Source organism: Pseudomonas sp. (genome assembly GCF_051660785.1).
Taxonomy (GTDB): Bacteria; Pseudomonadota; Gammaproteobacteria; order Pseudomonadales; family Pseudomonadaceae; genus Aquipseudomonas.
This window is the reverse complement of record NZ_JBOFQE010000073.1, coordinates 43,053-60,094: the sequence shown is the minus strand read 5'-3', so window position 1 is coordinate 60,094 and position 17,042 is coordinate 43,053. Positions and strand designations below refer to the sequence as shown.

The following is a 17,042-nucleotide window of genomic DNA, read 5'->3' as shown; positions in this document are numbered from 1 at the left end:
AGACGCCGCCGAATCAGAAGTGAACCTTGACCAGGAAGCTGGTCACGCTCTGATCAGTCTTGAAACCCTGGCTGTCTTCGATGCCGTACTTGTTTTTCCAGTAGTCATACTCGACGCCGACGTACAACTGCTTTTCGCCCAGGTTCAGTGCCTTGCCCAGGTCGTATTTGACCTGCGGATTGAAGTGCAGGTTGGCGTGATATTCGCCTTTTTTGTTGACGTCGTTGTCGACTACCCAGTCCATGAAACCGTCGATCAGGATGTTCGAATCGCCCACGGGAATGGTGTAGGACCATACCGGGGTGATCTGCCAGATATCGTCACCCGGACGGTCGCCTTCGGTGTGACGGTTGTAGAAGTTCAGCTGGAAGTAGTCGAAGCCCGGAATTGCCAGGTCGAAACCAGGACCGATCAGGTAGGACTCGGTATCGTCTTCACCGAACTCATACGTCATGGCCAGCAGCACGTCTTTGACCGGGCCGAATTCGAATTTCTGGTCGAAGATCTTGTTGAACGACAAGCGCGGGCTGAATTCGCCGTAGTAGGTGTTCTCACCGGCGAAGGCGTCTTCCTTGCCGTTGTAGAAGATCTTGTCGATGAAGAAGAAGTTGTCGCCGTATTTCCAGCCATCGGCGTGTTCGAAGGTCACCGTCTGCTGAATGCGCGGGTTGACCTGGAAGTCCTTGCCATACAAGTAAGTCAGGCTGTTGTTCTGCCATTGCAGCAAGTCGCCGGCCATGGCCTGGCCCCCGGCCAGTAACGATCCCGCCAGCATCAGGCTAGTGCACATACGTTTCATTCGGTTGCTCCCAAAAAGTAGGTGTTCCACGTTATTTTTTTAAGGTCGACGCTCTGGTGTGGCGCCTTTTTCTGTAGCTGTAAAAAATCATCCATTCGGTCAGCTTTAGTGCTGTTAGCAAGAGCTGGGCCAAGGCTTTCAAAAAGCAAAAAAACTCCCGCTCGACTGCTCAAGAGCAGTCGATTGAGAGGGGGGTTGGAGTGCCTTGGTACCGTCCAGAGCCGGGATAAGTTGGCTTTCTGGTCAGGAATTAAATCCGGGCTTTTTTTTAAAGCGGATTCAGGCGGGCGCGGAGAATACTGACTCCAAGGCCCGTTCTCAAGTGCCCCGCAACAGCGCACCGACGACAGGTGTGGAGCACGGTTGCGGGCCATCTTAAAAGTGCACCTTCACCAGCAGGCTGGTGGTGTTTTCATTGGTGTCGAAGTTGCCGTTGTTTTCGATGCCGTACTTGTCTTTCCAATAGCTGTACTCGACGCCGACGTACACTTGTTTCTCACGCCAGCCCATGGCTTTGCCCAGGTCGTACTTGATCTGCGGGTTGAAGTGCAGGTTGGCGTGATAGGTGCCCTTTTTGTTGACGTCGTTATCGACGACCCAGTCGATGTAGCCGTCGATCAACAGGCTCGAATTGCCCAGCGGGACTGTGTAGGACCAGGCCGGTGTGATCTGCCAGACGTCATCGCCGGGGCGCGAGCCTTCGGTCTGGCGGTAGTAGAAGTTCAAGGTGAAAAAGTTGAAGCCCGGAACTTTGAGGTCGAAACCGGGGCCGATCAGATAGGCCTCGGTGTCGTCTTCGCCATTCTCGTAGGTCATGGCCAGCAACACGTCCTTGATCGGGCCGAACTCGAAACGGCGGTCGAGGATTTTGCCGAAGGAGAGGCGCGGGCTGAACTCGCCGTAATAGGCGTGGACGCCTTTGTTCCGATCCTTCTCGCCGTTGTAGTAAGTGCTGTCGACGAACAGGAAGTTGTCGCCGTACTTCCAGCGGTCGGCGTGCTCGAACGTCACCGTTTGCTGGATCGACGGATTGACCGCGAAATCCTTGCCGTACAGATAGCTCAGGCTGTTGGTCTGCCACAGCAATAAATCGCCGGCCATGGCCTGGCTCGCAGCCAGAAGACCGCCACCCAACAGCATGTTTTTCTGTGTCCGAATCATCTGTTGCTCCCTCTTGTTTTTATTTTTCAAGGCGCAGGTGTTCCCTGTGGGAGCGAGCCTGCTCGCGATAGCGTCAGTTCAGTCAACACAGATGTTGAATGTCATACCGTCATCGCGAGCAGGCTCGCTCCCACAGGGGGCTTGTGGCGTTAGTGGTTAGTGCGGGTGTGCGTGGCAGTCGTTGATCGCCGCGCGTTCGCGGCCGCCAAGAATGTTGAACAGCAGGTTCAGCGACAGCGCACTCAACGTCGCCATCGCAATGCCGCTGTGGGTGATCGGACTCATCCACAACGGCAAGTGCGCGAAGAACTCCGGACGCACCACCGGGATCAGCCCCATGCCGATGCTCACCGCCACCAGCAACTGGTTGCGACGGTCACCGATGTCGGCTTCCTGAAGAATCTTTATCCCGGTCGCGGCCACCATGCCGAACATCGCAATCGCCGCGCCGCCCAGTACCGCTGGCGGAATGGACGCTACCAGGAACGCCGCTTTCGGCAGCAGGCTCAGCACCACCAGCAAACCACCGGCCACGATGGTTACCGAGCGACAACGCACGCCGGTCATCTGCACCAGGCCGATGTTCTGCGCGAAAGAGGAGTGAGTGAAGGTGTTGAAGAAGCCGGCAAAAAACGAGGCGCCGGCATCGCACAACAAGCCGCGACGCAGCATCCGAGGGCAGACTTCCTGGCCGGTGATTTTGCCGAGCGCGAGGAACATCCCGGTGGACTCGACGAAGATAATCACCACCACCAGGCACATGGACAGGATCGGTGCGAGTTCAAACTTGGGCATGCCGAAGTGCAGCGGGGTGACGATCTGCAGCCAGGGCGCATCTGCCATGCCGCTGAGGTCGACCATGCCGATCAGCCCGCAAATCACGTAGCCCAGGCACATGCCGATCAGCACTGAAATATTGACCCAGAACCCGCGCATGAAGCGGTGGACCAACAGAATGGTAGCCAGCACCAGCGCGGCGATGGCCAGGTAAATCGGGGAGCCGAATTGAGTCGCGCCAGCACCGCCGCCTGCCCAGTTGACGGCCACGGGGAACAGCGACAAACCGATCGAGGTGATGACCGTGCCGGTCACCAGCGGTGGGAAGAAGCGGACGACTTTGGACATGAACGGGGCGATGATCATGCCGAAGAAACCGGCGGCGATGGTTGCGCCGAAGATCCCTTGCAGACCGATGCCCGGCATGCCGGCCATGGCGACCATGCTGCCGACGGCGGCGAAACTGGCGCCCATCATCACCGGCATGCGGATGCCCATCGGGCCTATCCCTAAGGATTGCACGATGGTGGCGATGCCGGCGACCAGCAGGTCGGCGTTGATCAGGAAGGCGATTTCTTCACGACTCAGGCCAGCGGCCTGTCCGATGATCAGCGGCACCGCGATGGCTCCGCCGTACATCAGCAAAACATGTTGCAGACCGACCAGGATCAGTTGCAAAAGGGGCAAACGCTGAATGGCGGGTGCGTCGGGTATGCGCGCTTCGGATAGCTCGGACATGCAACACCTCGGATCTTTTTTATTCTTGTGATTTTTGCATCAGGGGGCCGCGGCGCGGCCAATCGCCAGCAAGCCGGCTCCTACAGGTTTTGGGTCGGTCGCATCATTTGTGAACGACATCGATCCGTAGGAGCCGGCTTGCTGGCGATGCTTTTCAACGGTTAGTTGGTCGGGGCTCCCTGAACAATCCACGCACCGATCAGGTCACGTTCCTGCTGGGTCATCTGGGTGATGTTGCCCAGTGGCATGATCTGGCTGGTGACGGCTTGCGCCTGGATCCGCGCCGCGTTCTGGCGGATCTGCTCGGGGGTGTCGAACATCACACCCGCCGGTGCAGCGCTGAACAGCGGGCTGGTCGGTTTGGCCGAATGGCAGACCGAGCAACGTTCCTGGATCACGCTGTGCACCTTGTCGAAACTCGGGCCGGCGTTTGACGCCTGGACCGGTGCTTCAGCAGGTTTCGCAGCGGCAGGTTTGGCACCGCCACCGACCGCAGTTTCCGGCAGCGGCTGGTACTCGATGGTGCCAGGGGCCTTGGCCGCTTCAGGTGCGCTCGGCATTTGCGCCGGGCCAGTGACGTAGGCCAGGCAGATCATGCCAACAGCCGCAACTGGCAAGGTCCAGGCGAACTTGTGGCTGTCGTGACGGGTGTTGAAGTAGTGACGCACCAACACCGCCAGCACCGCGATCCCGGCCAGGATCAGCCAGTTGTATTGGCTGCCGTAGGTGCTCGGGAAGTGGTTGCTGATCATGATGAACAGCACCGGCAAGGTGAAGTAGTTGTTGTGACGCGAACGCAGCAAGCCTTTGGCCGGCAGCGCCGGATCCGGCGTGCGGTTCTCGGCAATCGCGGCAACCAGTGCGCGCTGCGCCGGCATGATGATGCGGAACACGTTGCCGACCATGATGGTGCCGATGATCGCGCCGACGTGCAGGTACGCACCACGACCGCTGAACACTTTGCTGAAGCCGTAGGCGGCGCCGATGATCAGCACGAACAGGATGAAGCCGAGCAGGGCAGGGCGTTTGCCCAGGGCCGAGTCGCAGAGGAAGGAGTAGACGAACCAGCCGACGAACAACGAAGCGATGCCCAGAGCGACCCCTTCAGGGCCGGTCAGGCTGCTGCCCGGTGCCAGCAGGTACAGCGTCGGGTTGGAGTAGAACACCACGCACAGCAGCGCGATCCCCGACATCCAGGTGAAGTAGGCTTCCCATTTGAACCAGTGCAGGTTGTCCGGCATGGTCGGTGGAGCCAGTTTGTATTTTTCCAGGTGATAGATACCGCCGCCATGGATCGCCCACAGATCGCCCGCCAGACCGCTTTTCGGGTTGACCCGATTGAGGTTGTTTTCCAGCCAGACGAAATAGAACGACGCACCGATCCAGGCCACGCCAGTAATCATGTGAACCCAGCGCACGCTCAGGTTCAGCCATTCCAACAGATGTGCTTCCACAGTCTTTACCTCTCGCCTGTCACTCTGTTGTCGAGTGATCAGACCTTCTCTTATTGGTGGGGGGCAAGGATCAAACGCTCATCCTCTTTGAAAAAATGCTCATCGCAGTTATTGCCTGTGCCACTGCGATCAACCACCAGGAAGTCATCCCGCTTTTCGATCGTCAGCACCGGATGGTGCCAAACGCCGCGATGGTAATTAATGCCCTGCCTGCCGTTGGTGACGAAGGCGCGGACCAAGCCTGATACAGGTTCATCGCCAAGTGGCGCGACCACGATCAGAAAGGGGTTGCCGAGCAGCGGAATGAAAGCCTGGCTGCCCAGCGGGTGACGCTCCAGCATGCAGACGGTCAGCGGCATGTCCTGCGCGTCGGCGCGGAAGATGCTGATGATCGCGTTATCCTCTGGCTTCGCGGTTTCCACCGTGGCCAGTTTGTGGAAGCGCATGGTCGAACCGTTGTTGATCATGAAGTGATCGCTGCCGTCGGTTTCGATCACGTCACCGAAAGGGGCGAAGGCTTCTTTGGTCAGCGGTTCAATCGTCAGTGTGCGCATGCTGGTCTTCTTTTCCGAATTCTGTGTTGTTGGTTCTGTTGCTATCGCCAGCAGGCTGGCTCCCACAGGGGAAACGCATTCCAAATGTGGGAGCCAGCCTGCTGGCGATTGGGGTCAGCGCTTATTTAGCGACCTTGCCCAATACCCGCAGGCGACTCACACCACCATCCGGGAACACGTTCAGGCGGATGTGGGTGATCGGGCCCAGGGCCTTGATCTGCTCGGCGAAGGTATGTTCGGCGTGCATTTCCAGTTTCTGCGCCGGCAGCAATTCGCGCCAGAACAGCGATTGGGTTTCGATCTGGCTGTCGGTGCCGCCCTTGACGAACGCGCCCTGGATCGAGCACGTGTCCGGGTAGTTGCCCTTGAAGTGCAGGGTGTCGACGATGACTTTCTCGATCTCGCCAGCATGACCCAGCGCGACGATGACCCAGTCATTGCCCGGCGTGCGACGACGCGCGGTTTCCCAGCCGTCGCCCATGTTGATGCCACGGCCCGGGTTGAGGATGTTGCTCATGCGGCCGAAATGTTCGTCGGAACAGGCGAGGGCGCGGCCACCGTTGAGGGCTGCGGCCAGGTCGACTTGCTCGTTGTCGCCGACAGCGGACCAGTCGCGGAACGGAATACCGTACACACGCAGACGGGCCACGCCGCCATCCGGATAGATGTTGAAGCGCAGGTGGCTGAACGCCTGGTCGTTGCTGATTTCGTGGTAGTGATGGCTGTTGCCTTGCAGCTCGACGGCGGACAGCACTTCAGTCCACTGGGTGTTGTCGTCCGGCTCGCCCGAGGCCAGGAAGCACGCTTCCAGAGAGGCGGACGGCGGGAAGTTGCCGGTGAAGAATGAAGTGTCGATGTCGACGCCTTTGATCGAACCCGGTACGCCCAGGCGGATCACCGCGCTGTCGTAGCCTTCGAAGCGCTTGCGGCGCGACTCCCAGCCGTCCATCCACTTGCCGTTGTCATCGAACACGCCCTCCTTCCACACGGCCGGGGTCGGTTGGAACAGACGGTTGGCGTCTGCGAACCAGTCATCGGTGACCGAGATGATTTTGGTGCCCAGGCGGGCGTCGGCCAGGTTGACGAACTTCTCGAAAGGTACGGCGTAAGCTTTCATTCTTCTTGTCTGCCTTTAATTAGTTGGCTTGGGATGCTCGCAGTGCCCTGGGTGTGTTTCGCGTTTAAGAACACTCGGGCAAGGCTCGCTATAGGGTCAGTAAACGGAACAAGGCGATCTTGTTGATCTCCGCCAGCGCGCACTTGAATTCGGTATCCGCCGAATTGTGAATGCGCGTTTCGAACGCCGCGAGGATCTGATGCCGGTTGCTGCCTTTTACCGCCATGATGAAGGGAAACTTGAACTTGGCTTTGTAGGCGTCGTTCAGCTCGGTGAAGCGAGAAAACTCTTCGGCCGTGCATTGGTGAATACCGGCGCCAGCCTGTTCATTGGTGCTGGCTTCGGTCAACTGGCCCTGGACGGCGGCTTTGCCGGCCAGGTCCGGGTGAGCGTTGATCAGGGCCAGTTGGCTTTCGTGATCGGCGCTCAACAGGATGTCGCTCATGCGCTGGTGCAGGGTTTCGATCTCGTCGATCGAAGCGTCCTGGCCCAGGTCGAAGGCCTTTTCGGCCACCCATGGCGAATGTTCGTAGATGTCGGCGAAAGCGGCGACAAAGGCGTCGCGGCTCAGGGACGAAGGTTTCAGCGTTTGAAAGGTGCTCATTTCGCAGCCCCTTGATACGGGTGGGTTTCGTGCCAGTGGCGAGCGATGTCGACGCGACGGCTGAACCACACCTGTTCATGACTTTTAGCGTATTCGATAAAGCGTTTGAGCGAGGCCAGACGCGCCGGACGGCCGATCAGACGGCAGTGCAGGCCGATCGACAACATCTTCGGTGCGTCGGCACCTTCAGCGTAAAGCACGTCGAATGCGTCTTTGAGGTATTCAAAGAAGTCGTCGCCCTTGTTGAAACCCTGGACCTGGGTGAAGCGCATGTCGTTGGTGTCCAGCGTGTACGGAATCACCAGGTGCGGCTTGCCGGTCGGGTTGTTCGGTTCCCAGTAGGGCAGGTCGTCGTCGTAGGTGTCGCAGTCGTAAAGGAAACCGCCTTCTTCCATCACCAGACGACGGGTGTTCGGGCCTGTGCGGCCGGTGTACCAACCCAGTGGGCGCTCGCCGGTGATTTCGGTGAGGACGCGGATCGCTTCGAGCATGTGCTCGCGTTCCTGCGCTTCGTCCATGTACTGATAGTCGATCCAGCGGTAGCCGTGGCTGCAGATCTCGTGGCCAGCATCAACCATTGCACGGATCACGTCCGGGTGGCGCTGGGCGGCCATGGCCACGGCGAAGATGGTCAGCGGGATGTCGAATTCCTTGAACAGTTTCAGAGTCCGCCAGACGCCGGCACGGCTGCCATACTCGTAAAGGGATTCCATGCTCATGTTGCGCGCGCCTTGCAGCGGCTGTGCCGAGACCATTTCCGAAAGGAAGGCTTCGGATTCTTTATCGCCGTGCAGGATATTGCGTTCGCCGCCTTCTTCGTAATTGAGCACGAACGACAGGGCGATGCGGGCATTGCCCGGCCAGTGTGGGTGAGGAGGGTTACTGCCGTAACCGATCAGGTCGCGTGGGTAGTCAGCGCTCACTGCAGTCTTCCTTCTTATTCGTTGACAGGTTGTGTGGCGTGCCTGCAAGTGGGAAGTCAGGCTGGCGTCACAGCGATGGGCTGATTGTATACAACTTTATATTCACTTTGTAAGCCTGAATTTTCGCATTTTTGATGAACTGTCATCTTCACATGATATTGCAAGAAACCTGCCCACTTGGTCAGCTAATGGATAGAAGGTTCTCTGATAGCATGGTTTGGCGTCACATCCGCCGGGAATATCTGAATGGCGATGCTTGCCGGAAAAATGTCGTTTTTATTGTGTACAATTTTTTTGAAAAGTGTCTTAATCAGTCGCTCGCCGCAACGTTTCGTGCTCCGAATCGGTGCGGCCTCCTTTCCAACTGACTTCGGGAGGCGCGAGGCCTGACTGCTCAATGCAGGCAGGCGCGCAGAATCAATGGGACGTTTGACTACACACGTTTTGGACGCTGCACACGGTTGCCCGGGCAGCTCGATCAAGGTCGAGTTGTACCGCGTTGAAGGCTCGCAGCTGGAATTGGTCGCCAGCGCGATCACTAACAGCGACGGCCGAGTCGATGCCCCGTTGCTGCAAGGCGATGACTACCGTTCCGGGGTCTATCAGGTGCAGTTTCATGCAGGTGATTACTACCGCGCCCGTGGCGTTCAGCTGCCGGAGCCGGCGTTCCTGGATGTGGTGGTGCTGCGCTTTGGCATCTCTGCGGAACAGGATCACTACCATGTGCCGTTGCTGATTTCGCCATATAGCTATTCCACGTACCGCGGCAGCTGATCCCCCAAGCAGCTGCCTCAACCTGGAAGCGACTGCGCATATAGCTTCTTTGGTCTTTTGCCCGCTCACACTGCGGGCTTTTTTTTGCCAGATTGAAAAGCGTGTGCGTTGCGCCCCGCTTTTGGGTGCTGAACGCCACCTGTCAGCCAGGGCACGAGAGTTCAGCGACTGATCAACGCTCTCTCATGATAAATACGGACTGCCACCCCGAAGACGTTGATTGAACGCCACCCAAAAGCCATACGATATTGTCATGCGCGTTAGCAGCCATCAGTGCCTGATAGGCTTCGTTTCCGACTTGACTAGCCAAATCCGGATCAGCCAATTCCGGGGCAGCTGCTTTAAGTTCAATGGAGTTTCGCTCAGCAAGGCCCAATTTAAGAAAGTAGACCTTGTCATGGTTCGCTCGCTTGAATACCAAGACAGGGTTGCGCGCCTTGCTTGAAGCTGGAAACACTTCGTATCCGTTATTGATCAGTACGTTATTCACGAGGTGTTTGAGGTTGTTATCAGACTTTTGGGCCAGGTAGCTAGTCCATTCAACTTGATAACGGTCAAGATTGAAGTCCAGCCGTCGTAACGGGTCACCCGGTGTGGGTGGCGGTATGGAGATTAACTTCCCCGAGGGACCGGTGCGTGGAGCAACAGGCAACAAATCCAACGGATTTTCGAGCTCAGGGAGAAACAATGTCGATTGTTTTTTCCAATGACGCAGGGTTACCGCTGTAGCGGACAATCCATCCTGAATGATGACTTCAGAGTGACCCGACTGTTCAAACAAGCGCTTGGCAATGGCCCTTGATGTGTGAACCGAGAAGTCCTTGAACGAATCCATGACAATCTGCGTTATGGGTCTATCGAATTGCCGAGAACTACCTTGAACGTTCCATGGACTACTCGTGCTGTCTCGGATGGCTGTCACCGGTTGTAACCATGGCGCCTCATTCAGCATTTTTTCAAAAGCTGCAAAGTACGAGGGGATGAACGAGGGGTGTTGGAGGTAAGTTACGAGCGGATAGGGGAATTTTCCCTGGGCCACGACCTGGTAATGAAGTTGGCCTATTTGAACGGATTCCACGGCCTCCGGTTTCACTATTTTTCCCCATGATGCCCATATATATGGGTTCAAACCTGAACTCATGGGCGTATCGTTTGAGGTGTCACCGCTTTCTTCGGTTCTGGAGCGTTTGGCGGGGCCAGGTTCGAAGTCTTCAGACGAAGAGGCATGTTCAGGTGCATCCATTTTTTTCAAAGGTCTGGAGGTTGCCGATTTGCGTTTCCAGTATTGTGTCACTCCGATTCTTTCCAGTACCGGACCGGATGGAGTCCATTCCTGTGGAGAGGTCGCCTGATAATCTCCATTTTCGCTTTTGCCGACCAGCACGGTACCCTCGCCGATCAGGTCGACATAACTTCTGAGGTTATGCCAGCGAATTCCGAGATCATCGGCCGCCGGGATTTTTTTGACCGCTGTTGAATTAATGAGGGTTACAGCAGCGGGGTTGGCCGTATCGTTGATGTTCAAGTCTCTGGCCTGGGGACCGGTCCAGGGCGCAGCAATCTGCCACAGCGCCTTGCCTTCGATTTTCTTCAGAACCGGGCCTGGAAAGTCCGGCGCAAACGGAAAATGAACCTGGTAGGCTCCGTCAGCATTAAGCTCCACCCTGCCGATACCCGCTCTTTCGACATCGGCATACATTTTCTGCTCTTTACTCATAAACAGTCCGGAGTCACTGATCTGAATGAGTTTGTCGACCTGTTCCCTAGGCCAGGAAACCAGGTTGGCGTGGCTAGTCAAAGGGGCTGTGGCAGGCATGTCGGTGACGACCACAGGTTGATGATGAGGGGTGTTATTTCCCGGGGGGCTCGACAGGTGTAAGTCGGGGGCTGGTTCTCCACCTGGCAGGCGCACACCATGGTGAACGGAATGATCGGCTCTGACGACGTCTGCTCCTGATGACGTTCGGGGCGGTGTTGTCGTAGTGCCGGACGGTTGAGCGATGGGTGTTATCTTGGGTGGTTTGGCCATTTCTGTAACTTCCGATAAATATAAAATAAATGCCTGGCTCAGGATGTGCACCTGAAAGAACACGAAAGTGTCGCTTGGTGAAACTGAAGTCGTGAAAATGCGTAACGTCGATTCTTGACGGTTTATAGTTTCAGTTAAGCTTGCATTCGAGGTGCACTATATATTTATAGGATGGTGTGATTATTGCTACAAAAGACTTCGCCACGTAGCAGGATTGAAGTGTGGGCGGCGCCTTGAGTAAACGTCATAAAGCTTTGCAGGCATCCAGCAGCGTTCGCAAATTGGCAGCGCTGACGGGAGGGCTTGCATCTGCACCGTGTTCCATTAGTGCATGGCAATGTTCTAACTGGTGTTGGCAACGGTTTACACGCTTCAGGTCTGCATAATGGATAGTTCGTGACTTGTCTGTATCCAAGGTCCAGCGCCGGGTCGACAGGCTGAAGGAGAGAGCGCCGGTGGTGCCGTCTTTCATCGCAATGTTTAGAACAGGCAGCTCCTTTATTTCGTTCAATACCAGCTCTTCGGGTATCGGGTTGTTGAGATCTGAGTAATCTTTGCAATATCGACCGTCTAGAGATTCAATCTGTACTGTCTCAAAGACAAGATCGACTGTGTAAATGATTCCACCTGCTGTGATGACGCTGACGTTATCGATCAGGTCTGCGGGGCTTTTATAGTCTGGAAGGTGAATCACAGTATGTCCGAGGACTAAGTGATTGTTGGTCAAGTTAATCGTTACCCTGCCGAGTTGTGTGGCGTCAAACTCCCAGTCTGAGGCAAAAGCTAGTCGAGGAGTGGCATCGGCCAGCGCTCCGGGAGTTGCAATGCGCAATGAGACGCCGTGACTGAGGTGGACAAGGTATTTTGAGCCTTCGCCCGTCAGGTTTTCGATAGCGGCATGCTCTGGGGAGGCATAGATCTGTACGCATTTATCCGTCGCGCCGAGCTTATGCGCTTCATTGTCGAAAGGCTGACGATGAAGGTATTTTCCAACTCTCGCTCTTAGAGGCAGCGGGACCTCGCACGTCCACTTCATGGGGCCGGATATTTCAAACTGATCGTTTACAAACACAGTGTCGGGCAGTGCGGGTTGAGAGACTCGATAGGAAATGCCATCGTTCATGATCAATACAAAATGATGATTCAATGAATTGATGGGGCGCGTTATCCGGTCCGTGATTCTGTGTTGTCCACCAATGAAAGAGCTGGCCAGGTTTTTGATGATCAACCGTTTGCTATCGAAGTGAAACGTCAGGCCGCAATCCGTATAAATAATGCGATCGAAAGTCCGCTCACGCCTCAGATCGGCGTGGTAATAAGCCTCCATGCCGGTCAGCTCATGACTGGCGTAATCCAGATGAAGGGTGGTTAGCGCGCCGCGACTGGTTTGTTTTACGTGGAATGTTGTTTGCTCATTGATTTTAGAAATGTAGTAAGACGAATTTTTATCATGACGGACTGTGCACTCAGGTTGGGTAAGTATGATTGGGTTTTGCAGTGCTCCCTGTCGGGTAATGACTACCTGGATGTCCGTCGGGTCAAGATTCTCGATCGTCTCAGGGAGATCAGGGGTTAAATGAAATCCATCTTTTGTAATGAATGTCAGCTTTTTATTCCGCAGCTTTTGCAAGCTGCCGACTTCTTGATAAACCCCCTTTATGTACACATCTCGCTCTCGGATGTCGTCGAGGTCGAATCCTGAAGTGATGACCAATTGCTGGTTTTCTATTTTCCAGCTCTTGATCAGGTCCATTCTCCAATCAAGGGCAATGACACTCTCGTCGACGCCATCTTCGGTAATAAAGATACCGCCAGATTTGTGTGCAACAGCATATTGATCCTCGCCGGCTCCTCCAGAAACCGAGCCATGGTTGTTGAACATGTAGATTTGGTCGTCGCCGTTTCCCGCTTGAATGGTATCGAAGCCCCGAGACTTGATAATGTTCGGTCCGTCTGTGCCAATGACTTTGTTTGCTGCGCCTGCCAGGGTTTCTACGCTCTCAATACTATCTAGCCATGTGTGTCTGTCGTTTCTGATGCGCTCGTTGGTATTGTCGTAGTGGATAATGGACAATTGTCCGGCATTTAAGTCGATGTGATAGCCAAGTCGTTGCTTGTCAGGGATTGAATGGTGCCCATCCAAGACTAATGTGTCGTTTCCCGAGCCGCCCTCCAGTTTTGTTGCAAGGGAACTTTGAAGGCCATTTTTGAGCACATCAGCGGCACCTTCGAAGATGAATTCATCGTCTTTTTCTCCTCCTGTCAGTTCCTTAATGCCGGCTCCGTAATAGAATCGGTTGGGTTTTTTCTTTACGCCAAGAATAGTGTCGTTACCGCCACCGATAAACCACAGCGCGCCTTTGTTCTCTCCAGGGGTACCAAACTCCGCACCGGGCATATTCGCAGAAATACCTGCACTGGCATCAATCATATCGTTGCCGTCGACAATCTGCGGTTTGGCGACTGTTTTATAACTGTATTGTTGTGCATCCCAATCAAAGTGTCTTGTCTGCGTCGGCTTTAGTTCTACTTGGAAACTGCCGTTTACGATGACCTCGGTGCTCTCTTTTAATTTGCCATCCAGTAGTTTTCTTGAGGTTGTTTGTAACAGCTTCGCGTGTTCGACGGTCGCCTTGGTGATTTCGTAGCGGTCTTGAACACTTTGGTCAGGACTGATGCCCCAAAAGGCGAACCAGCCTGCCCGAAGACGCTCATGGGCAGTGAGTTCGATGTAATCGTCGATATCGTCGACTACGCGTACAGCCGCATAGATCTGTGACCCCGCTACCAGCAGCAGTCCTGCCGCCAGCCCCGCGGGCCCTATGAACGAGAAGCCCGCCAAGGCCGCTGTACCCAGTATTAATGTCATTGCTGCACTGGCCACGCTCAAGCCGGCGTTGACGTAGTGGTCCATGGCTTCCTTGCCACTGGCTCTTGCTGCGCTATCAAAGGATTTGACAGCAGAGATGATATCGAAGGGCAATGTCAATGCACTGGCAATCAAACCCGCCGCCCGTCCCAATCGAACACCAACCAGTGTTTTGGCAAAATCCTTGTAGGCCTTTTGGCCCGCGTCGATCATGTATTTTGCTTGCTTCGTTACAGCCAGTTCGACAGCTAACGAGGTGATCTCTGCCGAAATACTGAGGCTGTTGAATACCACCTCACCCTCGTCCTTTCTGCGGATGGCGTCTTGCAGTCCACGCAGACCGCTGTAGATTCCGAAAGCCTGAAGACCGGCCCCCATACTGATCATGCTGCTGCTTTTTACGCGGTTTACCCAGTGAGGCGTACTCGTGGACAGATGCGCGTGAAGAACATCCAGCTTTTGTGCCGATTTGAGCAGTTTGTCCATTTTATGCCGATATTGATTCGGGTCTGACGCCGTGACATTAGCTGCTTTAAGTAGAGGGGGAGCTGTGACGGGGCGCTGGCTTGCAATCTCGAATAATAATGAGGGCAATGCATAATCGTCCGCGACTCCGGTAGATTGCATGCGCGCTTCAATATGCAAGGGGTCAAATTGTAATGAATTGATAAATGATTTTTTGGGATGACTGAAGAATGTATTTTTCCCATTCAATGGTTGACCCGTTGATGTCGTGCCCAATGCATCCAGTGCACGGCGAGTGACCAAGAAAGAGCCTATTTTAAGCGGGCCGAAGAGCTCGTCTGCAACTTTCAGCTGCGCTTTTCTGTTTTTTGAGCTTTGATCGTCATGCGCATCTTCTCTTTCAAAATTGATAGTAGAAGGCAAAAGTTCGTTGGTCTTTAATTCAATGTCCGTAACTTCTACGGCGTTGTAATGGTCAGGGTCAGGTGACTGGAAAGCAATAGCCATAGTAGACATCCTTGTCGTGGCGTTGTATGCGGAATCGCAATGCCATGTTAGAGGATGTTTTCGGAGGACTGAAAGTAAATGTTAACGTTGCTTATTGCGTGATGTTTCGGGGGAAGTTGTGAGACCGTCCCTGGTAACACAACATATTAAATAGAAATGCGGCGCGGTGTCAGTGATTGCTCAATAACGAAGTGACCCCGGCACCACTAAACAACCCCGCACTTACTCGGTTGAACCAGCTCTGCCCCTTGCCACTGCGCAGATACTTCGCCGCGCCATGCGCACCCAGTCCGTACGCCAATTTGCACAGCAAATCCAGCACGGTCCAGGTCGCAATCATTACCAGCAACTGCGGCAGGAACGGTTGCCCGGCACTCAAAAACTGCGGCAGGAAAGCGGCAAAGAACAGGATGTCTTTCGGATTGCTCGCGCCGAGCACAAATGCCCGACCGAACAGTGCCCGAAAGCGCGGGACTGGAGCCGCCTGTGGCACTTCAGCGCGCACCGAGGGCTGCCGCGATTGCTGCCAGCTCTGCCAGGCGAGGTAGAACAGGTACAGTGCTCCGACAATCTTTAACGCGCTGAACAGCTGTTCCGACGCCAGTAGCAGGGCGCCCAGACCCAACGCCGAGGCACTGAGCAAGCAGATCGAAGCAATCACGCCACCCAGAAACGCCGGGTAAGAGCGGCGCAAACCGTAATTCAGACTGTTACTGATCATCAGCAAAGACAGGGGACCCGGGATCAGGATCACCACCAGTGCAGCGCCGCTGAACAGCAGCCAGGTTTCCAGACTCATCACTTTCCTCCCTTTGTGCAAAAGCCCCACCCGGCGGGGTGAGGCTGTTTTGAAACTCTGTTTTTGAAACGTAGCCGGCTTACAAGAAGATGAACTTGGCGATGAAAATCGCGCACAGCACCCACAAACTGACGGAAATTTCCTTGTGCTTACCGGTGAAAGCCTTCAGCACCACGTAAGTGATAAAGCCCAGCGCAATACCATCGGCGACTGAGAAGGTCAGCGGCATCATGATTGCGGTGACGATCGCCGGAATGCTGTCGGTCGCTTCGTCCCACTCGATGTGCGCCATGCCGCCCATCATCAGCATTGCCACATAAATCAGCGCACCAGCGGTCGCATAAGCAGGGATCATTCCAGCGAGCGGTGCGAAAAACATGGCTGCAATAAATAGCACACCTACGGTCACGGCGGTAAGACCAGTCCGACCACCCGCCGCTACACCCGCAGCACTTTCCACGTAGCTCGTTACTGGAGGAACGCCGACCACCGCACCAAACACGCTGGAAGCACTGTCGGCTTTCATGGCGCGGGAAAGGTTTTCGATCCGGCCATCAGCGTTCACCAGGTTGGCGCGCTGGGCAACGCCCATCAGGGTGCCGGCGGTGTCGAACATGTGCACAAAGAGGAAGGCCAGCACCACGCTGATCATGCTGACGTTGAACACGCCGGCGACGTTCATGGCCATCCAGGTCGGCGCCAGGCTTGGCGGGGCGGACATGATGCCTTCGTAGTGGACGAGGCCCAGTCCCCAGCCTGCGAGGGTCACGGTGATGATGCTGATGAGAATCGCACCGAACACTTTGTGATAGCTGAGCACGGCGATCATCAGGAAACAGATGGCGGCCAGCAACGGGCCGGGTTCGCGCAGGGAGCCGAGTTTGATCAGGGTGGCCGGGCTATCGACGACGATGCCTGCGGTTTTCAGGCCGATCAATCCCAGGAACAGACCCACACCGGCGCCCATGGCATAACGCAAACTCACAGGAATGCTGTTGAGCAACCATTCGCGTATCCGCGAGAAGGTCAGGAACATGAACAACACACCGGAAACAAACACCGCGCCGAGGGCGGTTTCCCAGTTGTAGCCCATGGTGCCGACCACGGTGTAGGTGAAGAACGCGTTCAAGCCCATGCCCGGCGCCAGGCCGACCGGCCAGTTGGCGTAAAGGCCCATCAGCAGGCAGCCCAAGGCGGCAGCGATGCAGGTCGCGACGAATGCGGCGCCATGATCGATCCCGGCGTCGGCCATGATGTTGGGGTTGACGAAGATGATGTAGGCCATGGTGATGAAGGTTGTCAGACCGGCAATCAGCTCGGTCTTCACCGTGGTGCCATGCAAGCTGAGTTTGAAGATGCGCTCAAGCAAGCCATTGCGTAACGGCGGCGAGAGTTCCAGCGTCGGGGCTTCGGATTTGCGGCTTTCCACAGCGAATACTCCTCAAGAGTTTTATTGTTATTTCCAGGGCCGG

14 protein-coding genes are annotated in these 17,042 nt (G+C 55.6%); 1 reads left to right on the top strand and 13 read right to left on the bottom strand.

Translation table 11 applies throughout. The features are described 5' to 3' along the window. Nucleotides 1-13: 13 nt before the first annotated feature. The 9 genes from ACRC4F_RS18985 to puuE form a co-directional block, all read right to left on the bottom strand. Entirely contained in the window at nt 14-799 is a 786-nt protein-coding gene (locus ACRC4F_RS18985; RefSeq protein ID WP_438660723.1) for an outer membrane protein OmpK, read from the bottom strand. After that, nucleotides 796-1,173 carry a hypothetical protein gene (locus tag ACRC4F_RS18980; RefSeq protein WP_438660722.1) on the bottom strand — a complete coding sequence of 126 codons (378 nt, stop codon included), beginning with the start codon at nt 1,171-1,173 and terminating at the stop codon, nt 796-798. Before ACRC4F_RS18980 ends, ACRC4F_RS18985 begins: the two co-directional genes overlap by 4 nt. 1 nt (nt 1,174) lies before the next feature. Continuing rightward, nucleotides 1,175-1,960 (bottom strand): outer membrane protein OmpK, encoded by a 786-nt coding sequence (locus ACRC4F_RS18975; protein ID WP_438660721.1) that lies wholly within the window; start codon nt 1,958-1,960, stop codon nt 1,175-1,177. Between the two features lie 156 nt (nt 1,961-2,116). Further along, complete coding sequence (locus ACRC4F_RS18970; RefSeq protein WP_438660720.1) at nt 2,117-3,475, bottom strand: nucleobase:cation symporter-2 family protein; 1,359 nt, start codon at nt 3,473-3,475, stop codon at nt 2,117-2,119. Between the two features lie 161 nt (nt 3,476-3,636). Next, complete coding sequence (locus ACRC4F_RS18965; RefSeq protein WP_438660719.1) at nt 3,637-4,929, bottom strand: urate hydroxylase PuuD; 1,293 nt, start codon at nt 4,927-4,929, stop codon at nt 3,637-3,639. A gap of 50 nt (nt 4,930-4,979) precedes the next feature. After that, on the bottom strand, nt 4,980-5,483 hold the full coding sequence (locus ACRC4F_RS18960; RefSeq protein WP_150702853.1) for an ureidoglycolate lyase: 504 nt from the start codon (nt 5,481-5,483) through the stop codon (nt 4,980-4,982). 121 nt (nt 5,484-5,604) lie between these two features. Beyond that, on the bottom strand, nt 5,605-6,600 hold the full coding sequence (gene alc, locus ACRC4F_RS18955; RefSeq protein ID WP_059404692.1) for an allantoicase: 996 nt from the start codon (nt 6,598-6,600) through the stop codon (nt 5,605-5,607). Nucleotides 6,601-6,688: 88 nt separating this feature from the next. Further along, the gene (uraD, locus tag ACRC4F_RS18950; protein WP_438660718.1) at nt 6,689-7,204 is read right to left on the bottom strand and encodes a 2-oxo-4-hydroxy-4-carboxy-5-ureidoimidazoline decarboxylase; all 516 of its coding nucleotides are present in this window, start codon (nt 7,202-7,204) and stop codon (nt 6,689-6,691) included. Then, nucleotides 7,201-8,127, bottom strand: a complete 927-nt coding sequence (gene puuE / locus ACRC4F_RS18945) for an allantoinase PuuE (protein ID WP_438660717.1) — start codon at nt 8,125-8,127, stop codon at nt 7,201-7,203. The genes uraD and puuE overlap by 4 nt, the downstream gene beginning before the upstream one ends. A gap of 420 nt (nt 8,128-8,547) precedes the next feature. Here puuE and uraH point away from each other — a divergent pair, with 420 nt between their 5' ends. After that, nucleotides 8,548-8,901, top strand: a complete 354-nt coding sequence (gene uraH, locus ACRC4F_RS18940; RefSeq protein ID WP_010456673.1) for a hydroxyisourate hydrolase — start codon at nt 8,548-8,550, stop codon at nt 8,899-8,901. A gap of 172 nt (nt 8,902-9,073) precedes the next feature. On the opposite strand, the gene ACRC4F_RS18935 is transcribed toward uraH, so the two are convergent. The 4 genes from ACRC4F_RS18935 to ACRC4F_RS18920 form a co-directional block, all read right to left on the bottom strand. Further along, nucleotides 9,074-10,618, bottom strand: coding sequence for a hypothetical protein (locus tag ACRC4F_RS18935; RefSeq protein WP_438660716.1), 1,545 nt, complete (start codon nt 10,616-10,618; stop codon nt 9,074-9,076). A 556-nt stretch (nt 10,619-11,174) separates the two neighbouring features. Next, nucleotides 11,175-14,771, bottom strand: a complete 3,597-nt coding sequence (locus ACRC4F_RS18930; protein WP_438660715.1) for a calcium-binding protein — start codon at nt 14,769-14,771, stop codon at nt 11,175-11,177. A gap of 169 nt (nt 14,772-14,940) precedes the next feature. Next, the gene (locus ACRC4F_RS18925; protein ID WP_438660714.1) at nt 14,941-15,570 is read right to left on the bottom strand and encodes a LysE family translocator; all 630 of its coding nucleotides are present in this window, start codon (nt 15,568-15,570) and stop codon (nt 14,941-14,943) included. Between the two features lie 79 nt (nt 15,571-15,649). After that, entirely contained in the window at nt 15,650-16,999 is a 1,350-nt protein-coding gene (locus tag ACRC4F_RS18920) for an NCS2 family permease (protein ID WP_042932677.1), read from the bottom strand. Nucleotides 17,000-17,042: the final 43 nt, after the last annotated feature.